Source organism: Facklamia miroungae, assembly GCF_012396555.1.
Taxonomy (GTDB): domain Bacteria; phylum Bacillota; class Bacilli; order Lactobacillales; family Aerococcaceae; genus Facklamia; species Facklamia miroungae.
Genome location: NZ_JAAXPS010000011.1, coordinates 22,502 through 47,661 on the forward strand (window position 1 = coordinate 22,502; position 25,160 = coordinate 47,661).

The following is a 25,160-nucleotide window of genomic DNA, read 5'->3' on the forward strand; positions in this document are numbered from 1 at the left end:
ACGAGGAGGAAGACAATGGAAAAAAGAATCTTATATTATTTGAATCAGTTTTTTGGCCAAATTGGTGGAGAAGACAATGCTGACTTTGCTCCCGTTTTAAAGGAAGGGACAGTCGGTCCTGCCGTAGGATTTGAAAAGGAGTTGGGCGATGCAGGTAAAGTGGTCGCGACTTTTATTTGCGGCGATAACTATATCAATGAAAATAATGAAGCAGCTTTAGCAGAATTTAAGAAAGCAATGGATGAGGTCAAACCAGATTTAGTAGTTGTCGGACCTTCCTTTAATGCGGGCCGCTATGGGGTGGCTTCATCGTTAATTGCCCAATTCGTGGTGGATAAATACGATATTCCTGTAGTATCAGGTATGTATGAAGAAAACCCAGGTCTTGAAATTACCAGACTAAAAGCATATACCATTCCAACTGGCAATAGTGCAATTGATATGCGATCTGCCTTACCTAAAATGGCTGCGGTTGCTAAAAAAATATTAGCCGGTGAGCAAATTATTCCTGAGGAAGATGGGATCTTCAAGCAAGGCAAGCGTATTACAGGCTTTTCTGATAAAATTGGTGCCGTTCGTGCGGTAGAGATGTTGATGAAGCGTTTGAACAATGAAGAATATGAAACTGAAATGCCAATGCCTACCTTTGATTTAGTGGAACCAGCCCCTCCAATTAAGGACTTAACTAAAGCCACAATTGCTTTAGTAACAACGGGCGGGATTGTACCGGTAGGAAATCCCGATCGGATTCAATCTGCCTCAGCCCAAAAATGGGGTAAATACAATATTGAAGGTCATGATAACCTTACAGGCGACTTCATCACTATCCATGGTGGATTTGATCCTATCTATTGTAATGAATCACCAGACCGTGTTCTTCCATTAGAGTCTCTAAGAATCATGGAAAAAGAAGGCAAAATTGGTAAGGTTCATGACACTTTCTATACGACAACGGGAACCGGAACAGCCGTTGGTAATGCCATAATATTCGGTAAAGAAATAGGAAAAGAACTTAAGGAAGCGGGAGTTGATGGGGTAATTCTTACCAGTACTTGAGGAACTTGTACACGTTGCGGAGCAACGATCGTTAAAGAAATCGAACGTTTTGGTATTCCAATTGTTCATATGGCTACAATTATTACCATTTCTCAATCTGTGGGAGCAAACCGAATTGTTCCTACAGTAGCAATTCCTCACCCTACAGGAGATCCATCCATGGAACGCGAAGATGAAGAGAAATTACGCATGAAGATGGTTGAACGTGCTGTAAATGCATTGAGTCAACCTGTAACAGAAGTTACCGTATTCTAAATCCTCAAGGAATCAATGAATCGAAATTAAAATAATAGGAGCAGTCCAGATCGAATAGCTTTATAACTGTTCTATGGACTGCTTTTTTTAAAACTTACTTCTTCAGAATGACAAGATGTTCGAAAGTAGAAAAGAGGGGGAAATCATGGAAAAAACTAAAATGAACATTTGGACGATTCTAGGATTTACAGGCGCGTGTATCGCCTTTTACATTGGCGCTGGATTTGCGACAATGCAAGAAGTAATGCAATATGAGGCTTCCTATGGCTCACGCTTTTGGATTGTCATAGCTGTTGCGGCAATCATTTATATCTATACGAATTTATCCTTTGCGACAAATGGTAATCGCTTGAAACTTGAAAGAGGAGGCGATATTTACCAACATTATACCGGTAAGTACATAGGTGCCTTCTTTGACTATTTTTCTGCCTTTTTCTGTTATATGTGTTTTATCGTTATGTGTGGAGGGGCGAATGCTACGGCTGCTCAACAATGGGGATTACCAAACGGAGCAGGCGCATTGGTCTTGACCATCGCTGTAGTTGCTACAGCTGTCTTCGGATTAGACGGGATTATCAATGCGCTTAGTAAAATAGGTCCGATTATTATTATTCTTATTTTGATTGTATCAACCATCACTGCGATCACTGGCTTTCCAAACTTCAGCGAAAATGTAAGCGCAATTGATCGAGGCGTCTATGATTTGGTTCAAGTAGGAGGCGACAATCCATTCTTTTCAGGTGCCTCATACGGCGGATTCGTTATTCTGTGGTTTGCAGCTTTTCTATCAGAAATAGGTGCAAGAAATAAATTAAAAGAAGTAAACACGGGGATGCTTCTATCTACCTTATTCATTTTCGGGGCAGCAGCCATTTGTTGTATCGCTTTGATTAGCTACATTGGTGAAACTGGTAACGCTGATATTCCAGCATTGGTATTAGCCAATAAAGTGAACCCGGTATTTGCGCAAGCTTTTGCTGTTATTGTTTTTGCTGGAATCTATACCACGGCAGTTCCTCTGCTTTGGACAGGAGTAGGACGTGTTGCGACAGAGGGAACCTCACGCTATAAGATTTTAACTATTTTAGGTGGAGTTATAGGAATGGTGATCGCTATTTTCTTGCCTTATAAGGATCTTGTAAACATTCTTTATGGTTTAAATGGATACCTAGGATTTATTCTTATTGGCTTCATGATTGTTCATGATATTCGAACAAAAATGGGTTCAAAATTGGTTTAATAAATTATAATTTTATACTCTCTTTTGATCGATTTAAAAAGTCGACTGCGTGTAGTTGTTATTCAAATCAATTAAATAGACCGAATGGTTTGATTCACATTTAATACCCCTGAGATCAGTCCTATCTGACTTCAGGGGTATTTTAATAATTATTTGTTAGCAAAGTGTTCATGTGTCCTTTCAAGATCAGGGCGTATCCCTTCAAAGAGGGTAATGGAGATGTATTCAATATATTTTTCCTTATCGTTTTTGTCCTTGTTGTGGGTCCAATTAGTGAGTAAGGAAGCAAAGGAATCCGTGTAAAAATCAATGAGGAAGTCTTTATAGTCTTCAGGAATAACCATTTCTTTTGATATATCATCGACAATTTTGCGCATGTTTTCAATGAAGTTATTATAGAAAAATTTTTTCAACTCGTCTCTACCTAAGGCATTGATGGCAGAACTCACCACATGTTCATTTTCTTCCACATAATTTATGGCAAAGCGTACCACTTCATCGTACTCGGTTAAATAGTCATATTTTCGAACCGGCTCAATGGCCTCGTCTTCGAACATCCAATTAAGTAAATCATAAATATTAGTGAAGTGATAATAAAAGGTTTTGCGGTTGACGCCACAATCTTCGACAATTTCACGGATGGATATTTTATCAAGGGCTTTTTGATTCATTAGCTTTTTTAATGAAGCAGCTAATGCTCGCTTGGTCATTGTAGTCGTAATGCGTTCTTTTTCCATAGAAACCTCCTTGGATATTTAAACTTAAATAGATGGTCAAATATTTAAAAGTGTCTAATTATAGGCCAACTATCCTAATATTGGACATTGTCCAACTTCTATGACCTTAATATACTCTAAAAGTAGTCGTTTAGCAATCTTGTTTAACGACAATCTTTTTTTAAGGAGGAAGTATGGAAAAAGTATTTAGAAAGATATTGCAGCATGACAAACTTGTCTTGCTCTTTTTTATGATTGGTTGTGTAATAAGTCTTTTAAGTATGCCTAGAGTAAAAGTGGACTACGATATGAATGATTACCTTCCTTCAGACAGTCCATCTACTCAAGCCTTATCAATGATGGAGAAAGAATTTGAGGGTCAAGTACCTAATGCGCGTTTAATGTTAGAAAATTTATCGATCCCTCAAGCGCTAGAATTTAAGGATAAAATTAGTCAAATTAAAGGGGTCGATGAGGTCCTTTGGTTAGATGATACCGTTAATATTACGGAACCCTTGGAACAATATGACCAAGAGCTGGTTGAGGATTATTATAAAAATCAAAATGCATTGTATTCAATTACTATCGATGAAAGAGAGGGAATAGAAGCAGTTGATTCACTACGTGCCTTGATTGGAGATAGAGGATATTTAGAAGGAGCCGCGGTTAATACGGCGGTAGCAGCAGAATCAACGGTTGAAGAAATAGGCAAAATTATCAAGGTCACTATTCCAGTCGTCCTAGTTATTTTATTAATTACAACGAATTATTGGTTCGAACCTCTCATTATCTTATTAACGATTGGGGTATCGATTCTCTTAAACGCTGGTTCAAATCTGGTGTTTGGCACCATCTCCTTTGTAACCAATGGTGCTGGAAATATACTGTTATTGGCAGTATCACTCGACTATTCTGTCTTCTTACTCCATCGATTTGAGGAAAATCGACACCAAGGGATGGAAGCCAAGGAGGCGATGGTGAAAGCCTTCATTCAATCACGCGGTTCAATCGCTTCCAGTGGTTTGACCACTTTTATTAGTTTTTCTACATTGGCCTTAATGCAATTTAAAATTGGCCCCGATTTAGGAATAGCCTTGGCAAAGGGGATTTTAATTAGCTTACTCACCGTCTTTGTTTTATTACCAGTTTTGGTCATAAAAACCTATCGCTTAATGGAAAGAACCAAACATAAACCGCTTTTACCCAATTTTAGAAGACTAGGTAAGGGCGTTACCAAAACGATGGTTCCATTAGTGATTGTTTTTGCTATTTTGGTAGTTCCTTCCTTCTTAGCTCAAAAAGAAAATGATTATTATTATGGTGCTGAACATATATTCGGACCTGAGACAAAAGTCGGTCAAGATTCTGCGGAAATTAAGAAAAATTTCGGTCAATCCAACCGGATGGTTTTAATTGTACCCAAAGGTGAACAGACTAAAGAAATTGCTTTGAGTGCCCAATTGAAAAAAATCCCTGAGGTAAAGGATATCATTTCTTATGTAGATACCGTTGGGCCTGAAATTCCTAAAGAATTTTTAGATGCAGAGACCCTCAGCCTATTAGAGTCAGAAAACTACAGTCGAATGATTCTAACCGTCGATTCGGAATATGAAGGAAACGTTTCGTTTAACTTAGTTGAAAAAATACGTGAAGTGGCTGATAATTTTTACCCTAACCAAGCCCACTTGGCGGGTGAAAGTGCTAGTACTTATGACTTAATGGATACCATAACTAAAGACAATTTAAGCGTCAATTTGATCTCAACGGCAGCTGTTTTCATTGTTTTAGTTATTAGTTTCAAATCAATAATTATTCCATTTATCCTAGTTTTATCCATCGAAACAGCTGTTTGGATCAACTTAGCCATTCCTTATTTCACTAATCAGGTCCTCTTTTATTTTTCATATTTAATTGTCGGAGCGATTCAATTAGGTGCTACAGTAGATTATGCAATATTGATGGCAAGAAGGTATTTAGAAAACCGCGAAAGGCTAGAGAAGAAAGAAGCCATTATCGAGACCGTTTCTAACGTTACGGTTTCAATTATGACCTCTGGTTCTGCTATTGTTTTAGTGGGAACACTACTTGGTTACATAACCACTCACGGCATTTTAATGCAATTAGGAAAGCTCCTAGCTAAGGGGTCAATTTTATCTATTTTGATTGTCATGTTTGTCTTACCAGGTTTGCTTTATTTATTTGACAAGCCGATTGAAAAATTAACTTATGGGCTTAAATTTTTAAAGGAGGGACATTAAATATGAAAACTAAACTAATAAATAAATTATTAAGTGGCATAATCATCATGAGTATTTTGGGTACCAATTTACCAAATGTTTTGGCAAAGGAAGTGAACGGAGCCAAAGAGGAGGTTGTATATGGTCTGTTAAATCACGACGGGAGTATCAATCAAGCATATATAGTCAATATTTTCGATCAGGAAGGGGATATTACCGATTACGGTGACTATACTGAAGTTAGAAATATGACATCTGAGAACGAATTAAAGTTGGATGAGGGAAAGGTCCAATTTACGAATGGTAAAAACAAACTATATTATGAAGGAAAATTAAAAAAACAACAATTACCATGGGCTATTGCGATTAAGTATTTACTCAATCAGCACGAAGTAACCGCTCAAGAGTTGGTAGGTCAATCAGGCGATTTGGAAATACAATTAACGATTCAAGAAAACGAACAAGTGGATCCTTTCTTTTTTAATAATTATGGTCTGCAAGCTACGTTACTTTTTGATACTGAAAAAGTAAAAGATATCCAAGCGAAAGAAGCAACCATCGCCAACGTTGGAAAAAATAAACAATTAACCTATACCGTTTTACCCAAACAAGGTGCCAATCTTTCCATCAAGGCTAAAGTAGAAAATTTTGAAATGGAGCCGATCGCTATTAATGGTATCAATATCAATTTAGGCTTCGATTTGGAAGATGCCAAGTTGCTTGAAAAAATTGAAGAATTACAAAGTGGTGTTAAACAAATCGATGAAGGGGCCGGCGAATTAAAAGAGGGAGCTTGGCAATTAAGTGAAGGGTCTGGTCAATTAGCTAGTGGTAGTCAGCGTTTAGAAGAAGGAGCTGTTAGAGTCAATAACGGAATTGCTACGTTAAAAACAGGGATTGAGCAAATGCATGCCGGATTAGAGGAGCTCGATAGTCATTCCGAAGAATTGAGACAAGGCTCTGATCAATTTAAAGCATTAATTAATGCATCAAATGATCAATTAAGCTTGCTATCAGAAAAGTTAGGTAAACTGCAACAATTAAACCAAGCGTCGATCGAAATTCAAGCGGGAATCGAAGAGTTAAATAGTGGCATTACTCAATTGAATCAAAGTGTAGGCTACCAACAATATATAACAGCTTTGGGACAGAATGGTCTAGACATTCAGCAATTGCAAGCAGGCAATAATAATGGAATGCAAGCCGTAAACAATTTAAACCAAGCCCTATCCAATGTCGCTTCTCAAATCAGGGCATCAGAAATTGAGAATAAGGAAGAGCTAGCTGCTCAGCTTGATCAAATCATTGCTCAGACACAAGCCGCGAATTTAGAACAAGTCTTTACGGGTAATAACGCGATGATTGATGCCACAGCCCAATATTTAGAGACGGTTTCTAGCTCAACCACACAACTACAAGCAGGCAGTCAAGATTTGAATACTGCTTATTCAGACTTTCACACAGCCATTCAAGAAATGGTAAGTACCTCTGATGAGTTAACAGCTGAATTACCTAAATTAAGTGGCAGTGTGGAAGACTTGGCTGCTAAATATACTCAATTTGATCAAGGACTCGATGATTATACGGGATCTCTTGGAAAACTTGTGGTCAGTCATCAAGCAATCTTAAACGGCATTAGAAGTTTAAGTGAGGGCAGCGCCTCATTATTGGAAGGTAGTTCTTCATTAGACGCTAATTTGAATCAACTAGTCAATGCTTCTAATGATTTATATGAAGGAAGCGATAAATTAAAACAAGGTTCTAACGAGTTTAAGAATAAAACAGCCGGCTTAGATCAGGAAGTAGAGCAAGAAATTGATGCGACTCTTTCTGAACTGACAGGGAATGCCAATCAACCGATTTCTTACGCTTCAAGCAAGAACGGCAAAATCAAGTCCGTCCAGTTTGTCTTAAAGACAGAAAAAATACAAGCAGACCAAGAAGAGCCAGAACTTGAGCGGGAAGAACCTCAACCCTCAGTCTGGGAAAAAATAAAAGATTTATTCCAAAAGAAAGAGGATTAAATAATTTGTAAAACAGTTATAGTTGTTGAATAATTACTAGACCAAAAGCAAAACAGTTCGAATAATCGCTTGAAGGGGGAGCTAAGAAGAGGCTATCTGACAAAGATTTAATATAAAAAATGCTAAACTATAAAAGAAGCTAGACTAAAGTGTCTAGCTTCTTTTATAGGAGTGACTATTTTTTCTTAGCATTCAGATCAATTGAACCGACCAAATAAGACCGGCAATCTTTGTTGTCATTTAACTTTAAGATTGCATTATGTTCGAAGGGTTCGTTAAAGTCATACAGAAAATCGTTATTTTTAGTTTTGTAAATATTTAAACCATACAGGAGAAAGAAAGGGTTGGGCTGCAAACTCTCACCTTCAACCATCATTGTAAATAAAATTAAATGAATAAATATGTAGGCGAATACAGAAGGCCAAGTGAATGACTGAATAATATAAACCGTCGTCACATTTGAAATCAAAAAAGAAACAGGCTGACCATTAATATCGGTGATTTTATCTTTGGTAAAGTCTTCTTCATCATATTGGTTTTGCTGGGTATAGGTTTTACGTGCATATTTCTTTTTCAAATTAGTATAGAGCCATCTACTTAAAAGACCCAAAACGAATAGGACTGCGAGAACGATCAATAAAATATGAAAATGATTGAGATTGTACTGATCAAAGTTACTATAGAGTATTTTTAGAGTAAACAAAATGATCGACAGGGACATGGAGCTCAAATAATAGATAATTTGATAAAGCCTAGGTAAGTCTTTTAACATACTATTCCTTTCTTTTGCCTTAGTTATATACATATTTAGTAAACCATAATTGTTAACGAAAACAGAATGATATGCTTAAATTAAACCGATGACTCATTTAATTTTAAAATTTGTAATCGTTTTTAATATTTTTATGATTATTTGCTATAATAAGAGAAAATTGACGATGGAGGGTAGTTATGCGTACCATTCAGATAGTTGTAGCAGATGATGAAGCTATTCAACGAAAAAACATGGCGCTGATGATTGAAACAGCTTGTCAAAAACTTCATATCAAGCCCATAATTACTTGTCATGAGTCAGCCGAAAGTTTTTTATTTGATCTCGAAGACCACCAAGAATGGCAAATCGCTTTTCTTGATATTGAAATGGCTGAAATTAACGGAATGGAGTTAGCCCATCAATTGAAAACAAAAAGCTCCCTATTTAAAAATTGTCTTTGCCACGGCTTATGCGGAATATGCTGTGGAAGGCTACCAAGTAGATGCCTTAGATTTTCTTTTAAAGCCCATTAACGCTTCAGCGATTGAGAGAGTACTTTCTAAATACCTGCTTATTCAACCGAAGTTTGAAAGTTTTCTGATTGTTGAAGACCATATGGGAAAGCAACATGTCTTGGAGCTAGATGATTTGATCCTGGTTGAGGTTAATAAACGCGAATTGCGGTTAGTTTTAGCAGACCAAGACCTCTTAATACCTGGAACATTAGCTCGTTTTAAAGAAAGCTTAGACCAACGTTTTGTAGCACCGCATCGTTCTTATTTAGTTAACCTTAATCATGTCGAAAGTATGGGTAAAGAAGAGGTCATTCTTTCATCGGGAGTAAAGGTGCCTCTTTCGCGTCGCTCAGCTAAGTCTATTCAAAAGGCTTTTATCGATCATTATAAAGGAAGTGCCTTTTATGATTAAAGCGTTAGGAAGCTTAATGTTTTTCGCATTATTGCTCAGTCTGTGGTACATCTACCGTTTAAGGTTAGATTTGCGTTTTCATCAAATTCAGCAAAAGGAATTGGATGATTATGCGTTAGAAGTCGAGTCAATCTACCGGCAAATGCGAGGCATTCGTCATGATTACCGCAATCACCTTCAAGTCATGCAGGCCTATCTAGCCAGTCAAGACTATCTAGCCTTGGATCAGTACCTGCAAGAACTAACTAATGAAATGAATCAAGTCGATACGATCATTCGAACGGGTAACACTTTAATTGATGCCTTGGTCAATACCAAGTTGACTCGGGCTCAAGCAAATGGGGTCGAGGTTCATGCAAGTGCTATCGCACCGAAGGAATTGATAATAAGTTCGAATGATTTAGCGATCATTTTGGGGAATTTATTAAATAATGCTCTGGAAGCGACGCTTAATGGGAAGCATCACGAGCCCCCTTTTATTCGCTTATATATTGCCCCCTTAAAAAACACTTTTTATATCAGCGTTCAAAATTCCATGGCACAAAGGCCGAGACAAAACTTTTTATCTTTGAAAGCTCCTAACCGCCAAGGTTTTGGTTTAAAAAGGATTGATACTGCAGTCAGTAAAAATCAAGGCCTCGTCAACAGACAGTGGGAAGAAGGGGTTTTTGCGACAGAAGTTACCTTGCCATTGCAAAAATAACCGCTCATGCCAAAATATTAACCATTGATGCACTTTCTGCTTAGAAGGTGCATTTTCCTTCTATAATAGTGTCAAGAAAAGGAGAGGTGATTGCAGTGAAAGACCGCATCAAAACTTTAAATTTTTTAGTCAAGCGTTTGTGGCAATTCGATAAATATTTTTACTTCTATTATTTCCTGGATATTGTATTAAAAATTGTTACGCCCCTTTATCAACTATTTGTATCTGTCCATCTCATCTCTTTATTGATGAAAGAAAATGCGCTCCTATCATTTTCTAAGCAGGTTTTGTTATTAATCGGAGGGTTAACTATTTTGGAAGCTTTAAAAGCCATCATGCTCTCTAATTTGGAAAGGCAAAGAGAAGTATTCAGGGTCAATATGATCAATGAGGTTTTTGAAGAACGAGCGAGCTTAGACTTTCCTCTTCTAGTCGGATCAGATGCCGCTAAACTTTTTGATAATACATCACGATGTTTAGATCATGGTGAGGAAGCGCTGAGTGGTATTATTTCTAACTTTGCTGAAGTGATGATTGCTTTACTATCAGTTTTAATCTATGTTAATTTTTTAGCCCAACTGTCTGGCATTTTTCTCTTATTACTCGTTGTGATGATCAGTGGGTTATTGGTGATCAAACATTTCCAAAATAATTTATTAAAGGCTAATCGTCCCCTTCATGTCATCAACAATACTAAGTTTAGCTATTTGAATACTACGATGGGAGATCAACGAGTGGCCAAAGATGTCCGACTCTATTCAATGGCTTCCTGGTTTAAGGAAATTTTCGATCAACTGTGGTCAGAATATGAAGCCATCGTGCGCCCGGAAAATAAATGGAGTCGGATTGAAGGACTCTTTGTTGTTTTGATGTTAGTGATCATGATGGGACTTGCTTATCATCAGAGTGTGCAAGAGATTAGGTCAGGTCAAATGGAACCGCAAAACTTTTTGATTTATGCGAGCTTGGTGACCATGATGGCAAGTAGTTTAACAAATTTAATTAATACAAGTGCGACGTTTTTCTTACAAAATGAGAAGTTAGTTGCCATGTATCATTATTTTAATCAGGCACCTGTTTTTAGCCACCAAAATCATGAAGCAATGCCGCAAGAGATCAAAACAATTGAGTTTCGCAATGTGACCTATACCTATCCAAATGCTAACTACCCTATTATCAATAACTTCAATTTAAAGATCAATCCTCATGAAAAATTAGCCATCGTTGGTGAAAATGGAGCAGGAAAAACTACTTTAATTAAATTAATGCTCGGCTTATTAAAACCCGATCAAGGTGAAATATTAATTAATGGAATCAATCGGAATAAATTTGCCATTGAAGATTATTACCGATTGTTTGCCCCTGTTTTTCAAGATAATTATCTTTTTACTTTTACAATCAGAGACACTATCCTTCAAGGTTACGACTATGATGCGGTTCACTACCAAGAAGTGCTCGATCAAAGTGGTATGGCTAATGTGGTGACTAATCTGCCCCAGGGGGATCAAACTGCAATTGTTCGCGAAGTTGATAGTGAAGGAGTGCATTTATCCGGAGGACAACTACAAAAACTTAAATTAGCCCAAGCATTATATAAAGATGCCTTTGTTTTAGTGCTTGATGAACCTACAGCTGCTCTTGATCCGATTAGTGAGAGTGAAGTCTATCAGAATTATTTAACTTTTGCTAAAGGAAAAATAGCTCTGTTTATATCTCATCGCCTAGCCTCAACTCAATTTTGTGATCGCATTCTCTATTTGCGCAAGGGTCAAATCGAAGAAGAAGGGAGTCACGAAAGTTTAATGCAGAAACAAGGCGCTTATTACAAGATGTTTGAAACACAAGCTTATTATTACCGTGAGAAGATACCAGAAACTGAGAATGAAGAACATATCGAGCAAGGGGGGCTGATCTAATGACTAAGCGTGAATTATTTCTAAGAACATTTAAAGATGTCTGGCACTATGGTCAAGAAGGGTTCTTTTATAAGGCATTAATCAGTACTTTTTCCAGTGCCATTCCTTTCTTAAATTTCATTTATATTGCTCAAATTTTAACTCACTTAGCAGCCAAAGATTTCGACCATGTCTATCAACTAATTATTCAATATCTTATTCTCTTTTTAATTTTAAATACTCTGGTCCATTGTTTAAAACCAATTGTCGACAAAAAACATCAAGCCGTACTGCGTAAAATGACAGCTTTACCTAATGAAAAATTATTAGTCATGAATTTTCACTATGCGGATGAGGCGACTATTAAAGAAAAAATTCACCAAATAAACCGCGATCAACTTCAAAACAATTCGAGTTTCAAAGTAATCTATCATAATACTTATCTATTAATAGAAGCCCTTATTCAAATAGCTTTTGCTCTTATCCTTTTAGCTCCCTTGTGGCAAGCGGAAAGCTTTTATCCCTTAAATTGGCTCCATCCCTATATATTGAATAGTATCCTAATTATAATTATTTTTGTTGTGATCATCCTTCAAACAATCTTATCTCAAAAAACGATGCAAGGTATGGACAAATTATCAGGTTGGTTAATAAAAATCAACAATACCTTCAATTATTTGGCTTTGAACTTGGGTGAAGTAGAAGCTGGTAAAGAAATAAGGCTCTATCATTTGCAAGGTAAGATCAAGCAACACATTAATCAGTTTATGAATCAGTTTGATACATTTGAAAAGGTCTACTTTGGCGGCTTTGGTAAGGTTCGTTTGGTCAATAGTATTGGTTCACAACTTATAACCGGGTCAATTTATTTATTAATAGGAGCCCGCGTTATTCTAGGTAACTTACCTGTCGGATCGGTCGTACAGATGATTGGGGGGATTAACCAATTGATGACCTCCTTAGTTAAAGCCATGGCTTTTCTAAATATTTTCGCCCAAACAGCCCCGATGGAACGGTTTTACGAGTTAATGGACTTGCCCGATGAGGAAGCAAAGGGATCCATTCCAATTGAAAAAAGATTAGATAATAATTATCAATTGTCTGTTAAAAATCTTTCCTTTACTTTTCCAGGTGCTAAAGAAGCAACTTTACATAATATTAGTGAAGATTTTGAAGTGGGAAAACATTACGCAATTGTTGGAGAGAATGGTTCAGGCAAGACAACATTTATAAAGGTTATGATGCGACTTTATGAACCTAGTCAAGGAAAAGTTATGCTGAATAAAATTGATGCAGATAAATATTCTCTAAAAGAGTTTTATCAATTATTCTCAGTTGTCTTTCAAGATTTTCGTTTATTAGGTCTTTCTATGGCCGAAAATATCGCGGTTCAACCCAATTATGACCCTCATCAAATAAATGAAGCGCTTGATGAATTAGGATTGAAAAATTTTGTAGATTCACTTGACAAAGGAATCAAGTCATATTTGGGAACGGAATATGATCCTGAGGGGGTCAATGTTTCAGGGGGACAGGCTCAAAAAATTGCCATGGCCCGTGCTATTTATAAAGATGCTCCGGTTTTTATTCTAGACGAACCGACGGCAGCCTTAGACCCCGTTGCTGAGTTTGAAATTTACCAAAAATTTGCGCAAATTGTTAAAAATAAAACGGCTTTTTATATTTCCCACCGTCTGTCTTCTTGCCGTTTTTGTGATGAAATCCTAGTGTTTGATCAAGGACGTATCGTCCAAAGAGGCAGTCATGAAAGCTTGGTTAAGCAAGAAGGAAAATATAAAGATCTGTGGCAAGCACAAGCACAGTACTATCAGTAATTAATAAAGACATCTCAAAAATAAGAGATGTCTTTATTTGTATACTTTCAGTCTTAATTGTTTGACTTAGACTGCATTTTTTCAGGATAATTGACCTATAAACGAGTTGTAAGATTCTTATTCTCTTATCTCATTTTTCAGACAAAAATCTATTTTAGAAAGGAAGATATCTATGACGCACTTAAAAGATCCGAGAAAAATGTATAATACTGATCCCTTGCCAGATCAAGAACAATCAACCCCTGCGATTCAAAACAAAATGATACCACAACCTGATTGTGGCGAAAAAAATTATGTTGGGAATCAACAACTGAAAGGGAGAAAAGCGCTGATTACTGGCGGCGATTCTGGCATTGGACGCGCTGCAGCCATTGCTTATGCTCGTGAAGGGGCCGATGTGGCCATTCAATTTTTCCCTGGTGAAGAAGCGGATGCTCAACAAGTTAAAGCATTGATTGAAAAAGAAGGCCAGAAAGCCTTATTACTCCCAGTCGATTTAAGAGCCAACCAAGCAGCGACCGAAATAGTAAATCAAACGATTGAAGCTTTTGGTGCACTTGATATTCTTGTTTTAAATGCTGCTCAACAGATTGCGCAAAGTAGTCTTCAAAATTTAAGTATTCGCCAAGTAGAAGATACATTTAAAGTCAATGTCATAAGTATGTATGAGACCCTTAAGGCGGCAGAAGAGTATTTGAAGCCAGGAAGTGCTGTCATAATGACAACTTCTGTGCAAGCTACTGATCCTTCCACTCATTTGATGGATTATGCGGCCACTAAAGCAGCCAGCAGTAATCTGATTGTTTCAATGGCCCAATACTTTGGCGAAAAGGGTGTACGAGTTAATGGGGTAGCTCCCGGTCCAATATGGACACCCCTTCAATTAGATAATGGTCAACTGGAGGGAGAAATTCCAGCCTTTGGTCAATCTAGTCTTATGGGTAGACCCGGACAACCGGTCGAATTAGCACCTGTCTATGTCTTCTTAGCCTCAGATAAAGCCAGCTATGTAACTTCACAAATTTATGGAGTGACAGGAGGGAAACCGATTAACTTATAAAATGAATCGAATGATAATTTACGATGCATATAGGGGTCTTCTATATGCATCGTTGGTTTTTTCACTTAGTAAATCAAGCGCATTATATAGGGTTTGAATAGGAATTCATTCACTAGTTATCGTCTTTAAATTATAGTTTAATAGAGCAAATCTTTTGATATTAAAAACATTTGCCTTTATCATTAAGGAATAAGGAGTGAAACTATGAAAATCATTGACAATCAATTTATTAAAAAAATTATGTTTTTAGTACTGACGCTATCTTCCTTGATGTCAGGCAGAGCCTTAATATATGCTCAAGAAGAAAACAACAAGGATACCTATTCGATCATTACCTCTTCCGATTATGCACCTTTTGAGTTTACAGACAATGAAGGCAATCTAGTCGGAATCGATATTGAAATACTTGAGGCGATAGCTGAGGAAGAAGGGTTTGCGATCGACTACAAAATCATGCCTTTCTCATCTGGATTACAAGCGCTAGAGAGTAATCAAGCAGACGGTATGATTGCAGCGATGGGAATTACCGAAGAACGAGAAAAATCTTTTGACTTCTCAGACCCGTACTTTGAAGTGGGTTCGATGTTTGCAGTTAAAAAAGGATCAAACATTGAAACCCTAGAAGAACTCAAAGGTAAGAATGTGGCCACTAAGATTGGTTCGCAAGGAGCAGATATTGCAGAGCGCTTGCAAGACCAGTATGGATATACGATTACGACCTTTGAAGATTCCGTCAATATGTATCAAAATGTTATTGCAGGTAATAGTCAAGCGGTGATTGAGGACTACCCTGTGATGGCTTATGCTGCAAAAACAGGTGCCGTAGATTTAGAACTTATTGGAGAAGAAATTGACAAAATGCCTTTAGGCTTTGCTGTTAATAAAGGACAAAACGCAGAACTACTAGAAAAATTTAATAATGGATTAGCTAAGCTTAAAGAATCAGGGAAATACCAAACAATTCTTGACCAATATGTTGGCGATCAAGTGGAAGCCATGGATAATTCCTTTATTGGTCAATTCGTAGCGAATTTTCCAGCATTGATGAAAGGTCTAGGTAAAACGGTCTTAGTGACCTTTATTTCCTTAATTATTGCCTTTATCCTAGGGATCATTTTAGGTCTATTTAATACTTCAACCAATGTTATTTTAAAGGGAATTTCTAGTCTTTATATTGATATTATGCGTGGATTACCTCTTTTAGTTTTGGCTTTCTTTATCTATTTTGGTTTGCCTCAAATGACCGGTGTTAAATTCACCACGATGATGGCAGGCGTTTTAACGCTAGGCTTAAATGCGGCTGCTTATATCGCTGAAATTGTCCGTGGAGGGATTCAGTCGATTGCTATTGGTCAAATGGAAGCTGGACGGTCTCTAGGACTAACCCGTCGGACCACTTTACGTAAAATTATCCTACCGCAAGCATTAAAGATTATGATTCCATCCTTTGTGAACCAATTTATTATTACTTTAAAGGATACCTCAGTCTTATCAGTGATCGGTCTCGTCGAGTTGACTCAAACTGGTCGGATTATTATCGCCAGAACCTACCAATCCGGATCGATGTGGTTAATTGTCGGAACCATCTATGTGGTGATAATTACCATCCTAAGTAAGCTATCTAATCGTCTTGAGAAGGAGTTGAACGTCTAATGTCAATTATCGAAGTAAAGGGATTAAAAAAATCATTTGGTAAAAACCAAGTCTTAAAATCAATCGATATGACTGTTGATAAAGGAGAAGTTGTATGTATTATCGGTCCTTCGGGATCAGGTAAATCCACCTTATTAAGGTGTTTAAACCGGTTAGAAAAAATTAACGGTGGATCAGTAGTGATCGACGGCGTCGATATCACTTCGCCTGATAGTGATATCAATGAAGCACGCCAGCATATCGGAATGGTCTTTCAACACTTTAATTTATTTCCTCATCTGTCAATTCTTGAAAACATCACTTTGGCACCCGTTGAACTGGGTAAAATGACCCAAGAAGAAGCGGATGAAGAAGCTAAACGCTTGTTAGAAATTGTCGGAATGTCCGAAAAGGCAGAGGCCTACCCGAATTCTCTTTCAGGCGGACAGAAACAACGAATTGCGATTGCTAGAGCTTTAGCCATGAAACCCAATGTCATGCTCTTTGATGAACCCACCTCGGCTTTAGACCCAGAGATGGTAGGGGACGTTTTACAAGTCATGCAAGATTTAGCAAATGATGGAATGACCATGGTTGTGGTTACACATGAGATGGGGTTTGCCCGTGAAGTGTCAGACCGAGTGATCTTTATGGAAGAAGGGTATGTGATTGAAGATGCCGATCCCGATCAAATCTTTAATCATCCTGCGGAAGCAAGAACCAAAGAGTTCTTGGATAAAGTTTTATAATAAAAAAGGACTCAGTCTAATTTTAGGCTGAGTTTTTAATTGTATATAACTAGTATATTAAGATGTGTACCGTCTTGAAAAAAAATGAATAGGAAGATTTAAATATGCAAACGTTAGACCAAATTCACCAAAAAATTATTGCAGACCCTATGAATCAAGCGTATAGTAATAAAGGTGTTCTGCCCCTTTATAAAGCTTCGCAAGAAGCTCGGCTAGTTATTGTCGGGCAGGCTCCCGGCCGAAAAGCTGAGTTCAGCCAACTCTTTTGGAATGATCCCAGTGGAGACCGTTTACGGGATTGGATGGGAGTGAGCCGTGAAGTGTTTTATCAATCAGACAGAATCGCCCATTTGCCGATGGATTTCTATTATCCGGGTAAGGCTAAATCGGGAGACCAACCACCTCGAAAGGGTTTTGCCGAAAAATGGCATCCTTTATTATTAGATCAGATGCCTCAAATAGAAAGCATCATCTTAATTGGTGCGTATGCCCAAGGTTATTACTTAAAGGATCAGCGTAAGCGAAACTTAACAGAGACAGTCAGAAATTACCAAGCGTACCTGCCAAGGTATTTTCCCTTAGTTCATCCTTCACCACTGAATGGACGATGGTTAAAGAAAAATCCATGGTTTGAGGAAGAGGTCATTCCGCAATTTCGTCGACTCATTCAACGGCATATCTAAACGATATATTTAAAAGTAAGGAGTTTCAGCATGACTATTCAGAAAAATCCCATACCTATTCTAGAATTTGATCCAAATCCTATAGCAGTGATTGCGCCTGACCATGAACAATTGGCTATTCAATTGCCGAAAAAGGCTGTTTTTGCTTTCCTAGAAAATGTCACCGAAGAATATGCGATCAAACATCATGCTAAACAAGTTGCTGAGTATTCTTCTGTTACAAAAACGTATCCCATCTATGTAACGGACTATCAAGGTCACCAAGTATGTCTGGTCCAAGCTCCTGTTGGTGCGGCAGCAGCTACGGCTATTTTAGAATTTTTAATTGCTTATGGGGTGGAAGAAGTTATAAGTGCGGGCTGCTGTGGGGCTTTAGAAGATATAGCAGAAAACACTTTTTTAATTCCCTTTAAAGCCTTGCGAGACGAGGGAACTTCCTATCATTATAAAGAAGCTACTCGTTTTGTTGAAATGAATCGTCGAGCTTTAAAAGCGATTGAACGGGCCCTATCCTACCACCAACTCCCCTATCAAGAGGTGACCACTTGGACAACCGATGGTTTCTACCGTGAAACGAAAGACATGGTGGCTTATCGCAAGGAAGAAGGTTGTGCAGTAGTTGAGATGGAATGTGCTGCTTTGGCTGCGTGTGCCGAAATGCGCAATATCATCTGGGGGCAAATTTTATTTACTGCCGATACCTTGGTCAACCTCGATCAGTACGATACTCGTAGTTGGGGAGAAGATTCCTTTGAAGATGCTCTCATTCTTTGTCTCGATGCTGTTATAAATATTTGATGAAATATACTTTCACCTTTTTCAGACTTACTTTAGCTTGTGATATAATTGAACTAAATAGAGGAGGAATAATATGCAAGTAACGATTAGACGGAATGTTTATTTTATGGGTGGATTAATGCCCCTAACGATTTATCAAAATGGTCAAGCAATTGGTAAGATAGATACAAACGAGACAAAGGCTTTTGAGGTGGTAGAAGGTTCGACCCTTGTTGCCAAACAGTTAGGCGTTAGAAGTAATCCAGTTGAAGTTCAAACCGGCGACCATTTAGAAATTTCAGGCAAGCCATGGTTGGGTATCATACAAATTCTAGCTTTGCTTAGCTTGTTTTTTGTTTCTGCAATCCCAAGTTACAACCTACGTATCATTAGCTATTTGATACTTCCTCTCATTTATTTTTCGTCTCTTTTCTTAATTGAAAATTATAAGTTGGAGAAAAAAGAAAAATAAAGCTTGTAATTTTAAAATAAATTGTTAAAATTAACTCGATTTACTAAGAAGCCTAACTTCGACCTAATCACTAAGACCTTTACCCATTCATTTATTGGCCATACGGACAGCCAGGGTAACCGCCGACTTAGCGATAAATTTATCGTGTTGTTACAGTCTCTTTATGGGACTGTATGTTTCTATGAGGAAACTCATAAGCATTAGTTCATGATTTGTCATGAATGATCAACATGAGCAGTAAGCGTAAGTATTTACTGTTTGGGCTCGAACAAAGACTCCTTATTATCTAGGTATTTGTTTGTTGATCATCTGACACCCGTAAAGGTGTCTTTTTTGTTGTCTGCTGCATTCGGATCTTTCAAAACAAATATTTAGGAGGAAAAATAATGAAATTACTAAAAAAATTGAGCTGCTTAGGACTGGCTCTATCCTTATTTCCCTTACCCATGGTAGTTGCAGAGGCGTCAAATCCTCTTCAAAAGGCAGAGGAGGCCTATTTATCAGCGGTCGATGCTGACTACGGTTATCAAGTAGCTAATCAATTGGCTGAGTTTAAATCCAATGAACAATTAGGCTACCGTATGGCGGGTTCTCAAGCGGAACACGAAGCGGGTCAGTACTTAGCTCAAGAAATGGAAAAGATTGGCTTAAGTCAAGTGACATCTGATGCTTTTTCTGTAGATGCATGGACCTTTGAAAAGGCTGAAATGACTTTTGCTAATGTCAAAGGACAAGAGGTGACAGCTGTTTTGGCAGGTTACCAAGTCAATTTTGATACCCAGGGTCTCAAAGACTTTCCTATCGTTTATCTTAATAAAGGGACAGCAAGTGATTATCAAGAAGCAGAAGCCAAAGGTAAATTCGTCTTAATTGATATTAATCAAATGGAAGAGTGGTGGGTGAATTATCCTGCTTATGAAGCGAAACTGCAAGGAGCGGCAGGGGTGATTGTTATCCAAGAAGCTGGTTTTGGAGAAGTTTCTGATGAGTCATTAAACGCTAATGATATTTGTGGACCGGCTGATGCTCCCATTTTATCAATCAGTAAAAAAGACGGTGAACAATTAAAAGCAGCCTTGGCAGCTAATAATAATGAAATGATTGTTTCACTCGATGTGAAATCAACTGTTGAATTAGATGGTCAAGCCTATAACATCTCAGGTAGGATTGAAGGTAAGGATAAGGATGCTTATATCCTATACTCCGCTCATTATGATGCCTATTTTGATGGGTTTCAAGATGATTCCGCTGCAATTGGTTTGTTATTAGGTATCGCAAAAGCCATGGTGGATTCAGGCTATCAACCTGAAAAAACGATCATTTTCAATGCGTTAGCAGCTGAAGAGTGGGGTGTTAGCAACTCACGTTATGACTGGTCAACGGGTGCCTTTAACCAAATTTTCCGCTTACATCCGGAATGGCAAGGTAAAGCAGTGGCTAATATTAACTTCGAGTTACCAGCTATGGGCCACAATGATTCCGACCAGATCGGATCTGTTTATGAAATGGAAGCATTTATTAAAGAATTTGCTAAAGGTAAGGATTTTCCTAAAGACTTGTATCCAGAAGGTATTGAGGTTATTTCACCTAATACAACCTGGGCAGATGACTGGTCGTTTTCAATTGCTGGCGTACCTTCCATCCGCAATCGATTTGAATCGGATTTCCGCAATACCCATTATCATACTCAATTTGATAATAAAGAAACCTATAATCAACAAGCTTTCGAACACCACCACAATTTATATGGCTTATTAGGTATGGCGATTGACCATCAAGCGGTGGCCCCTATTGACTTAACTCAGCCTTTAAAGCTATTAAAAGAAACGATTGCTGAAGAGTCTTTCAAATCGGTAAACCTTGATTCGAATCTTTTAAGAGAAGCCGTTGATCAAGTTTTGCCCTTAGCAAAAGCATTGAACGAAGAAATTCAAACGCTTAATGCAAACTATTTAGCTGCGCTAGAGGCCGGGCAGGTGGATCAAGCAGATGAAATTTATGCCGATTCGAGAGCATTAAATGAGAAAGTACTTGCAGCCTATCGTTTCATTCAAGATGCTTTTGTGCGCTTGACGTGGGAAGATGAACAAAAATATCCGCATGAATTAATTACAAATAATTTAATAGCTTTAAAAGCCTCTATTCAATCCTTAGAAAAGAGTGAAGGGCAAGTTGCTTTGGATGAGAGTTTATATTTGGTGGATAACAACTGGTATGCTTATGATTTTTCTAGGGAAACCTATGATTATTTCACCAATTATGTCTTGGACCAAAGTGATGACCGTTTAATGTGGGGGGCAGGTCGCATCGTCAGTCATGTGGACTTATTTGATACCATTGCCTCTGTAAAGCAAAAAGTGATAAATGAAAATCCGGATTACAAAGAGGAGATTACTGTCTTAGAAAAGCATGTGAAAGATCAAGAAAAACTCTTGAAAGATGTGGTTGAAGAAGAAATCAGCCAACTACAACAACTCCAAGCCCTTTTAAAATAAAGCCAAGCATTTTAAAGCACTTTGAATGGAAAGTCTTCCGTTAGAGTGCTTTTTTATCTTTAAAATTAAAATACTGATTGAGTGGTGGACCTTAAAAGAAAATATACTATTTTTCTGAACGTTCGGAAATATAAATGAGAAAAATTGGGGTAATTGTAAGTGTGTGAGCAAAATAAGATTATAATAAAGCTATTCTAAATTCAGGAGGCAATTATGTCACAAAACAAATGGACACGCACTACAATTTTACAAGATATTAAAGAACAAAACGTACAGTTTATTCGCTTAATGTTTACCGATATAATGGGTAAAATTAAAAACGTAGAAATTCCTGTCTCTCAAATCGAAAAAGCACTGGATGGGAAGATGACTTTCGATGGTTCTTCCATTGATGGATTTGTTCGCATTGAAGAAAGTGATATGTATTTAGTGCCTGATTATGATTCTTGGTTGGTATATAACTGGAAAGAAGGAACAGGCAATGTTGCGTCACTCATTTGTGATGTGGAAACAGCCAATCGACACCCCTTCTCAGGAGATCCTCGGACTAATTTAAAAAGAGTGCTTGAGAAGATGGAAAGCTTAGGTTTCACCTCGTTTAACTTAGGACCTGAACCCGAATTTTATCTTTTTAAGAATGATGAATTTGGCAATCCGACCATGGAACTAAATGATCAAGGCGGTTATTTCGATCTTGCTCCGATCGATTCTGCTGAAAATACTCGGCGTGATATTGTGCTGGAATTAGAATCATTAGGTTTTGAAATTGAGGCCAGTCACCATGAATGTGGACCTGGACAGCATGAAATCGATTGGAAGTATTCAGACGCTTTAACAGCTTGTGATAACATTCAAATTTTTAAATTAATTGTCCGCTCAGTGGCTCATCGTCATAATATGCACGCATCCTTTATGCCAAAACCGGTCTATGGTTTAGCTGGATCAGGAATGCACTTTAATTTGTCTTTATTTACCGAGGAAGGGAATGCCTTTTATGATCCAGAAGGCAAGGACGAACTTTCAGACATCGCCTATAATTTTATTGGAGGATTGATGAAATATGCTCCTGCTTATACGGCAATAGTTAATCCGACTGTTAATTCCTATAAACGTTTAGTGAGTGGCTATGAAGCGCCAGTTTATATTGCTTGGTCTGGTCAAAATCGTTCACCATTGATCCGAATACCAGCAGCTCGCGGTAACTCCACTCGCATTGAAGTGCGAAGTGTCGATCCTTCTGCCAATCCTTATCTCGCCTTAGCGGCATTATTAACAGCAGGTCTAAAAGGGATCGAAGAAAACATAACGCCTCCAGCAGAAGTCCGTGAAAATATTTATGAAATGGAACAAGAAAAAAGGATGCTCAAAGGCATCTACCAATTACCAGCTAGTCTAAAGGAAGCTGTGAGCGAATTGAAAAGCAGTCCAGTCATCTTAGAAAGTTTGGGAGATCATATCGCCAAAAACTTTATCAGAGAAAAAACGCTCGAATACGAATGTTATATGAAGAATGTCTCCCAGTGGGAAATTGACCGGTATTTTGAGACGTATTAGTTATAAATATGTAATATAAATCGAGACTATGCATCCTTGATTGCTTAGTCTCTTTTTTATTGATAAAATGAGCCTATATTTAAAAAGCGAGTCACTTAAAAATTAGGAGAGTATCTATGGCATGGAAAATTAAAGCTTTTAATGAATTAACAACGACGGAACTTTATCGAATTCTTCAACTGCGTTGTCAAGTTTTTATCGTGGAGCAGGAGTGTCCTTATTTAGATATAGATTATCTTGATATTGACGCAAATCATCTGTTTCTTGAAGAAGATGACGAAATCATTGCGTATTGTCGCTTATTGGATCCGGGTGTTACCTTCCAAGAAGCTTCGATTGGTCGGGTTCTGGTGCGTGAAGACCACCGTAAGAAGGGTTTGTCTCATCAGATGATGCTTAAAGCCATCGCTTTCCACTTTGATCAAAAAGATTATCCATCAATTACGCTCTCAGGTCAGACTTATTTGCTTGAATTTTATAAGGGGTTAGGCTTTGAAGTCGTTGGTTCACCCTACCTAGAAGATAATATTGAACACATCGATTTACAATTAAATCGAAAATAAACGATCAATTACACATTTAAGTGCTAAGCACTAAAAATAAAAATTAAGGACGGATTAATTATGAAGAAAATATTTTTAACACTTATTTCTGTTACCCTACTTTTACCACTATTTAACAAGGCCTATGCAGAAGAAAAGCAGACGACTGTCGAAGCAAGTAGCGAGTATGTATCCAAAAAAGAAGACCAGGCCATTTCTGATTATTTATCCCAGTCATATCTTGAAGCCAAAATGGAAGTGAATGATCAAATTGAAGCTTTTAAACAAAAATACAGAGACTACCGCCAAACAGAAGAGTATAAAAAATTATTAAAAGAAGACCCTGAAATCGAAAAATTTACAAGCTATATGTCTGTAGTGCTTAACCAATTAAATAGTCAAGTGGATCAAACTTATTTAGTTTACCTTCAACCTTATCAAGAAAAATTAGCCAAAATAGAACAAGATTTTGAACTGAATCAATTGAAGCTCACAGATGAAGTAGCTAAATTCGTATCAGACTATTCATTAACTGAGCCTGAAAAAGTGAAAGGAAAAGAGTACAGTCAAGAAGAGCTATTTACTCATTGGAAAAATTATGCCTATTATACACAAACGATCGACTTAGGGAAAACAATGGAAGAATTGTACCAGAAGCATTTTAAAGACTTAGCATCATTACCTGCTGACCAACAAAATTATGCGTCTAATCGGGATGAGATTCAAAAAATGTTCCAAGAATTTATCGACCAGTTAGAATTTGCTAAGCAAATCAAAGCAAGTGACTTAGCTAAAATTGAAGAAGCCGAAACATCATTGAAAGAAAAGCTAGAGCAACTTAGTCAAGTATCTGTGGAAGAAGCTGTCAAGAATCAACAACTATTTGAAAAAGAATAAGAAGCTAAAAAGTCAGTCTTTACTGGCTTTTTTTATTACAAATATTACGTTTAAGTAATTATCAATAATTTTAAGTAATTATATGCTATAATCTTTATGTCAAGTTTACTGAAAGAATAAAGGAGAACAATAATGAGACACAAAACCATTAAGACAAGCCTATTGTCTATATCGATGTCGGTTTTAGCAACAGTAGCAGTCACTCATTTAAATAGTGTCCCAAGTGTCTATGCACAAGAAAGCAATTACTCGATCGGTACCTACACCGTTAAAGCTGGTGATGGTGTTTATCGCATTGCAATGAATCATGGCATGACCATGGAAGATTTGAAACAATTGAATGGGTTGACTAGCAACTTAATTCATCCTGGTGATATTTTAAAAGTCTATCTTAAAGAGAATACGGCAACTGAAAACCAGCCTGTTAAAGAAGAGTCAGAATCTCAAGCTTCAAACAATGCGTCTACCCCTGTAGATGATCAGACTGAAGTTCCTAGTCAACCGACTACACCAAGTAAACCAACAACGAACAAGACCTATACCGTCCGACCAGGCGATTGGTTAGGTAAGATTGCTGGTCAATACGGTATCACTGTTAATCAATTGAAGGCTTGGAACAATTTATCCAGCGACCTGATTCATCCAGGTAATGTTCTA

General features: G+C 37.5%; 22 protein-coding genes. 20 read left to right on the plus strand and 2 right to left on the minus strand.

What is annotated here, in order from left to right; genetic code table 11:
- Window positions 1-15: 15 nt before the first annotated feature.
- Window positions 16-1,311, plus strand: coding sequence for a glycine/betaine/sarcosine/D-proline family reductase selenoprotein B (locus HF969_RS08590; RefSeq protein WP_090290410.1), 1,296 nt, complete (start codon window positions 16-18; stop codon window positions 1,309-1,311).
- Window positions 1,312-1,456: 145 nt separating this feature from the next.
- Complete coding sequence (locus HF969_RS08595; protein ID WP_090290411.1) at window positions 1,457-2,551, plus strand: YkvI family membrane protein; 1,095 nt, start codon at window positions 1,457-1,459, stop codon at window positions 2,549-2,551.
- A gap of 149 nt (window positions 2,552-2,700) precedes the next feature.
- Here HF969_RS08595 and HF969_RS08600 read toward each other — a convergent pair whose 3' ends face one another.
- Window positions 2,701-3,288: a TetR/AcrR family transcriptional regulator C-terminal domain-containing protein gene (locus tag HF969_RS08600; RefSeq protein WP_090290412.1), complete on the minus strand. Its 588-nt coding sequence runs from the start codon at window positions 3,286-3,288 to the stop codon at window positions 2,701-2,703.
- A 173-nt stretch (window positions 3,289-3,461) separates the two neighbouring features.
- Here HF969_RS08600 and HF969_RS08605 point away from each other — a divergent pair, with 173 nt between their 5' ends.
- Both HF969_RS08605 and HF969_RS08610 read left to right on the plus strand, forming a co-directional pair.
- Window positions 3,462-5,525 carry an efflux RND transporter permease subunit gene (locus HF969_RS08605; protein ID WP_090290413.1) on the plus strand — a complete coding sequence of 688 codons (2,064 nt, stop codon included), beginning with the start codon at window positions 3,462-3,464 and terminating at the stop codon, window positions 5,523-5,525.
- 2 nt (window positions 5,526-5,527) lie between these two features.
- On the plus strand, window positions 5,528-7,528 hold the full coding sequence (locus HF969_RS08610; RefSeq protein WP_090290414.1) for a coiled-coil domain-containing protein: 2,001 nt from the start codon (window positions 5,528-5,530) through the stop codon (window positions 7,526-7,528).
- A 175-nt stretch (window positions 7,529-7,703) separates the two neighbouring features.
- On the opposite strand, the gene HF969_RS08615 is transcribed toward HF969_RS08610, so the two are convergent.
- Complete coding sequence (locus HF969_RS08615; RefSeq protein WP_090290415.1) at window positions 7,704-8,300, minus strand: hypothetical protein; 597 nt, start codon at window positions 8,298-8,300, stop codon at window positions 7,704-7,706.
- Between the two features lie 179 nt (window positions 8,301-8,479).
- Between HF969_RS08615 and HF969_RS08620 the strand changes: the two genes are divergently transcribed.
- The 16 genes from HF969_RS08620 to HF969_RS10080 all read left to right on the plus strand — a co-directional run.
- On the plus strand, window positions 8,480-8,815 hold the full coding sequence (locus tag HF969_RS08620) for a response regulator (RefSeq protein WP_090290416.1): 336 nt from the start codon (window positions 8,480-8,482) through the stop codon (window positions 8,813-8,815).
- On the plus strand, window positions 8,766-9,209 hold the full coding sequence (locus HF969_RS08625) for a LytR/AlgR family response regulator transcription factor (protein WP_090290417.1): 444 nt from the start codon (window positions 8,766-8,768) through the stop codon (window positions 9,207-9,209). The genes HF969_RS08620 and HF969_RS08625 overlap by 50 nt, the downstream gene beginning before the upstream one ends.
- A complete protein-coding gene (locus HF969_RS08630; protein ID WP_090290418.1) occupies window positions 9,202-9,912 on the plus strand; it encodes a sensor histidine kinase in 711 nt (236 codons plus the stop codon). Before HF969_RS08625 ends, HF969_RS08630 begins: the two co-directional genes overlap by 8 nt.
- Before the next feature lie 86 nt (window positions 9,913-9,998).
- Window positions 9,999-11,828 (plus strand): ABC transporter ATP-binding protein, encoded by a 1,830-nt coding sequence (locus HF969_RS10140; RefSeq protein WP_143406575.1) that lies wholly within the window; start codon window positions 9,999-10,001, stop codon window positions 11,826-11,828.
- Entirely contained in the window at window positions 11,828-13,642 is a 1,815-nt protein-coding gene (locus HF969_RS08640; protein WP_090290420.1) for an ABC transporter ATP-binding protein, read from the plus strand. The genes HF969_RS10140 and HF969_RS08640 overlap by 1 nt, the downstream gene beginning before the upstream one ends.
- Window positions 13,643-13,808: 166 nt before the next feature.
- A complete protein-coding gene (locus HF969_RS08645; protein ID WP_090290421.1) occupies window positions 13,809-14,702 on the plus strand; it encodes an SDR family oxidoreductase in 894 nt (297 codons plus the stop codon).
- A 204-nt stretch (window positions 14,703-14,906) separates the two neighbouring features.
- The gene (locus tag HF969_RS08650; protein WP_090290422.1) at window positions 14,907-16,355 is read left to right on the plus strand and encodes an ABC transporter substrate-binding protein/permease; all 1,449 of its coding nucleotides are present in this window, start codon (window positions 14,907-14,909) and stop codon (window positions 16,353-16,355) included.
- On the plus strand, window positions 16,355-17,083 hold the full coding sequence (locus HF969_RS08655; protein ID WP_090290423.1) for an amino acid ABC transporter ATP-binding protein: 729 nt from the start codon (window positions 16,355-16,357) through the stop codon (window positions 17,081-17,083). Before HF969_RS08650 ends, HF969_RS08655 begins: the two co-directional genes overlap by 1 nt.
- A 104-nt stretch (window positions 17,084-17,187) precedes the next feature.
- Window positions 17,188-17,766: a uracil-DNA glycosylase family protein gene (locus tag HF969_RS08660; RefSeq protein ID WP_090290424.1), complete on the plus strand. Its 579-nt coding sequence runs from the start codon at window positions 17,188-17,190 to the stop codon at window positions 17,764-17,766.
- 30 nt (window positions 17,767-17,796) lie between these two features.
- Entirely contained in the window at window positions 17,797-18,564 is a 768-nt protein-coding gene (locus HF969_RS08665) for a nucleoside phosphorylase (RefSeq protein WP_090290425.1), read from the plus strand.
- 73 nt (window positions 18,565-18,637) lie between these two features.
- Complete coding sequence (locus HF969_RS08670) at window positions 18,638-19,015, plus strand: hypothetical protein (protein ID WP_090290426.1); 378 nt, start codon at window positions 18,638-18,640, stop codon at window positions 19,013-19,015.
- Window positions 19,016-19,401: 386 nt separating this feature from the next.
- Window positions 19,402-21,510, plus strand: coding sequence for a M28 family peptidase (locus HF969_RS08675; RefSeq protein WP_090290427.1), 2,109 nt, complete (start codon window positions 19,402-19,404; stop codon window positions 21,508-21,510).
- A gap of 213 nt (window positions 21,511-21,723) precedes the next feature.
- The gene (gene glnA, locus HF969_RS08680) at window positions 21,724-23,064 is read left to right on the plus strand and encodes a type I glutamate--ammonia ligase (RefSeq protein ID WP_090290428.1); all 1,341 of its coding nucleotides are present in this window, start codon (window positions 21,724-21,726) and stop codon (window positions 23,062-23,064) included.
- 116 nt (window positions 23,065-23,180) lie between these two features.
- Complete coding sequence (locus HF969_RS08685) at window positions 23,181-23,627, plus strand: GNAT family N-acetyltransferase (protein WP_090290429.1); 447 nt, start codon at window positions 23,181-23,183, stop codon at window positions 23,625-23,627.
- Between the two features lie 60 nt (window positions 23,628-23,687).
- The gene (locus tag HF969_RS08690) at window positions 23,688-24,503 is read left to right on the plus strand and encodes a hypothetical protein (protein WP_090290430.1); all 816 of its coding nucleotides are present in this window, start codon (window positions 23,688-23,690) and stop codon (window positions 24,501-24,503) included.
- A 132-nt stretch (window positions 24,504-24,635) separates the two neighbouring features.
- Window positions 24,636-25,160: LysM peptidoglycan-binding domain-containing protein (locus HF969_RS10080; protein ID WP_168427202.1), on the plus strand; the 525-nt coding region annotated here is incomplete at its 3' end.

Excerpts from the sequence above, each read along its gene's own strand:
- HF969_RS08685 (WP_090290429.1), top strand. The coding sequence starts at position 23,181 with ATGGCATGGAAAATTAAAGCTTTTAATGAATTAACAACGACGGAACTT.
- HF969_RS08660 (WP_090290424.1), top strand. The coding sequence starts at position 17,188 with ATGCAAACGTTAGACCAAATTCACCAAAAAATTATTGCAGACCCTATG.
- HF969_RS08610 (WP_090290414.1), top strand. The coding sequence starts at position 5,528 with ATGAAAACTAAACTAATAAATAAATTATTAAGTGGCATAATCATCATG.
- HF969_RS08605 (WP_090290413.1), top strand. The coding sequence starts at position 3,462 with ATGGAAAAAGTATTTAGAAAGATATTGCAGCATGACAAACTTGTCTTG.
- HF969_RS08650 (WP_090290422.1), top strand. The coding sequence starts at position 14,907 with ATGAAAATCATTGACAATCAATTTATTAAAAAAATTATGTTTTTAGTA.
- HF969_RS08640 (WP_090290420.1), top strand. The coding sequence starts at position 11,828 with ATGACTAAGCGTGAATTATTTCTAAGAACATTTAAAGATGTCTGGCAC.
- HF969_RS08620 (WP_090290416.1), top strand. The coding sequence starts at position 8,480 with ATGCGTACCATTCAGATAGTTGTAGCAGATGATGAAGCTATTCAACGA.
- HF969_RS08690 (WP_090290430.1), top strand. The coding sequence starts at position 23,688 with ATGAAGAAAATATTTTTAACACTTATTTCTGTTACCCTACTTTTACCA.
- HF969_RS08670 (WP_090290426.1), top strand. The coding sequence starts at position 18,638 with ATGCAAGTAACGATTAGACGGAATGTTTATTTTATGGGTGGATTAATG.
- HF969_RS08630 (WP_090290418.1), top strand. The coding sequence starts at position 9,202 with ATGATTAAAGCGTTAGGAAGCTTAATGTTTTTCGCATTATTGCTCAGT.
- HF969_RS08665 (WP_090290425.1), top strand. The coding sequence starts at position 17,797 with ATGACTATTCAGAAAAATCCCATACCTATTCTAGAATTTGATCCAAAT.
- glnA (WP_090290428.1), top strand. The coding sequence starts at position 21,724 with ATGTCACAAAACAAATGGACACGCACTACAATTTTACAAGATATTAAA.
- HF969_RS08655 (WP_090290423.1), top strand. The coding sequence starts at position 16,355 with ATGTCAATTATCGAAGTAAAGGGATTAAAAAAATCATTTGGTAAAAAC.
- HF969_RS08595 (WP_090290411.1), top strand. The coding sequence starts at position 1,457 with ATGGAAAAAACTAAAATGAACATTTGGACGATTCTAGGATTTACAGGC.
- HF969_RS08615 (WP_090290415.1), bottom strand. The coding sequence starts at position 8,300 with ATGTTAAAAGACTTACCTAGGCTTTATCAAATTATCTATTATTTGAGC.
- HF969_RS08675 (WP_090290427.1), top strand. The coding sequence starts at position 19,402 with ATGAAATTACTAAAAAAATTGAGCTGCTTAGGACTGGCTCTATCCTTA.
- HF969_RS08600 (WP_090290412.1), bottom strand. The coding sequence starts at position 3,288 with ATGGAAAAAGAACGCATTACGACTACAATGACCAAGCGAGCATTAGCT.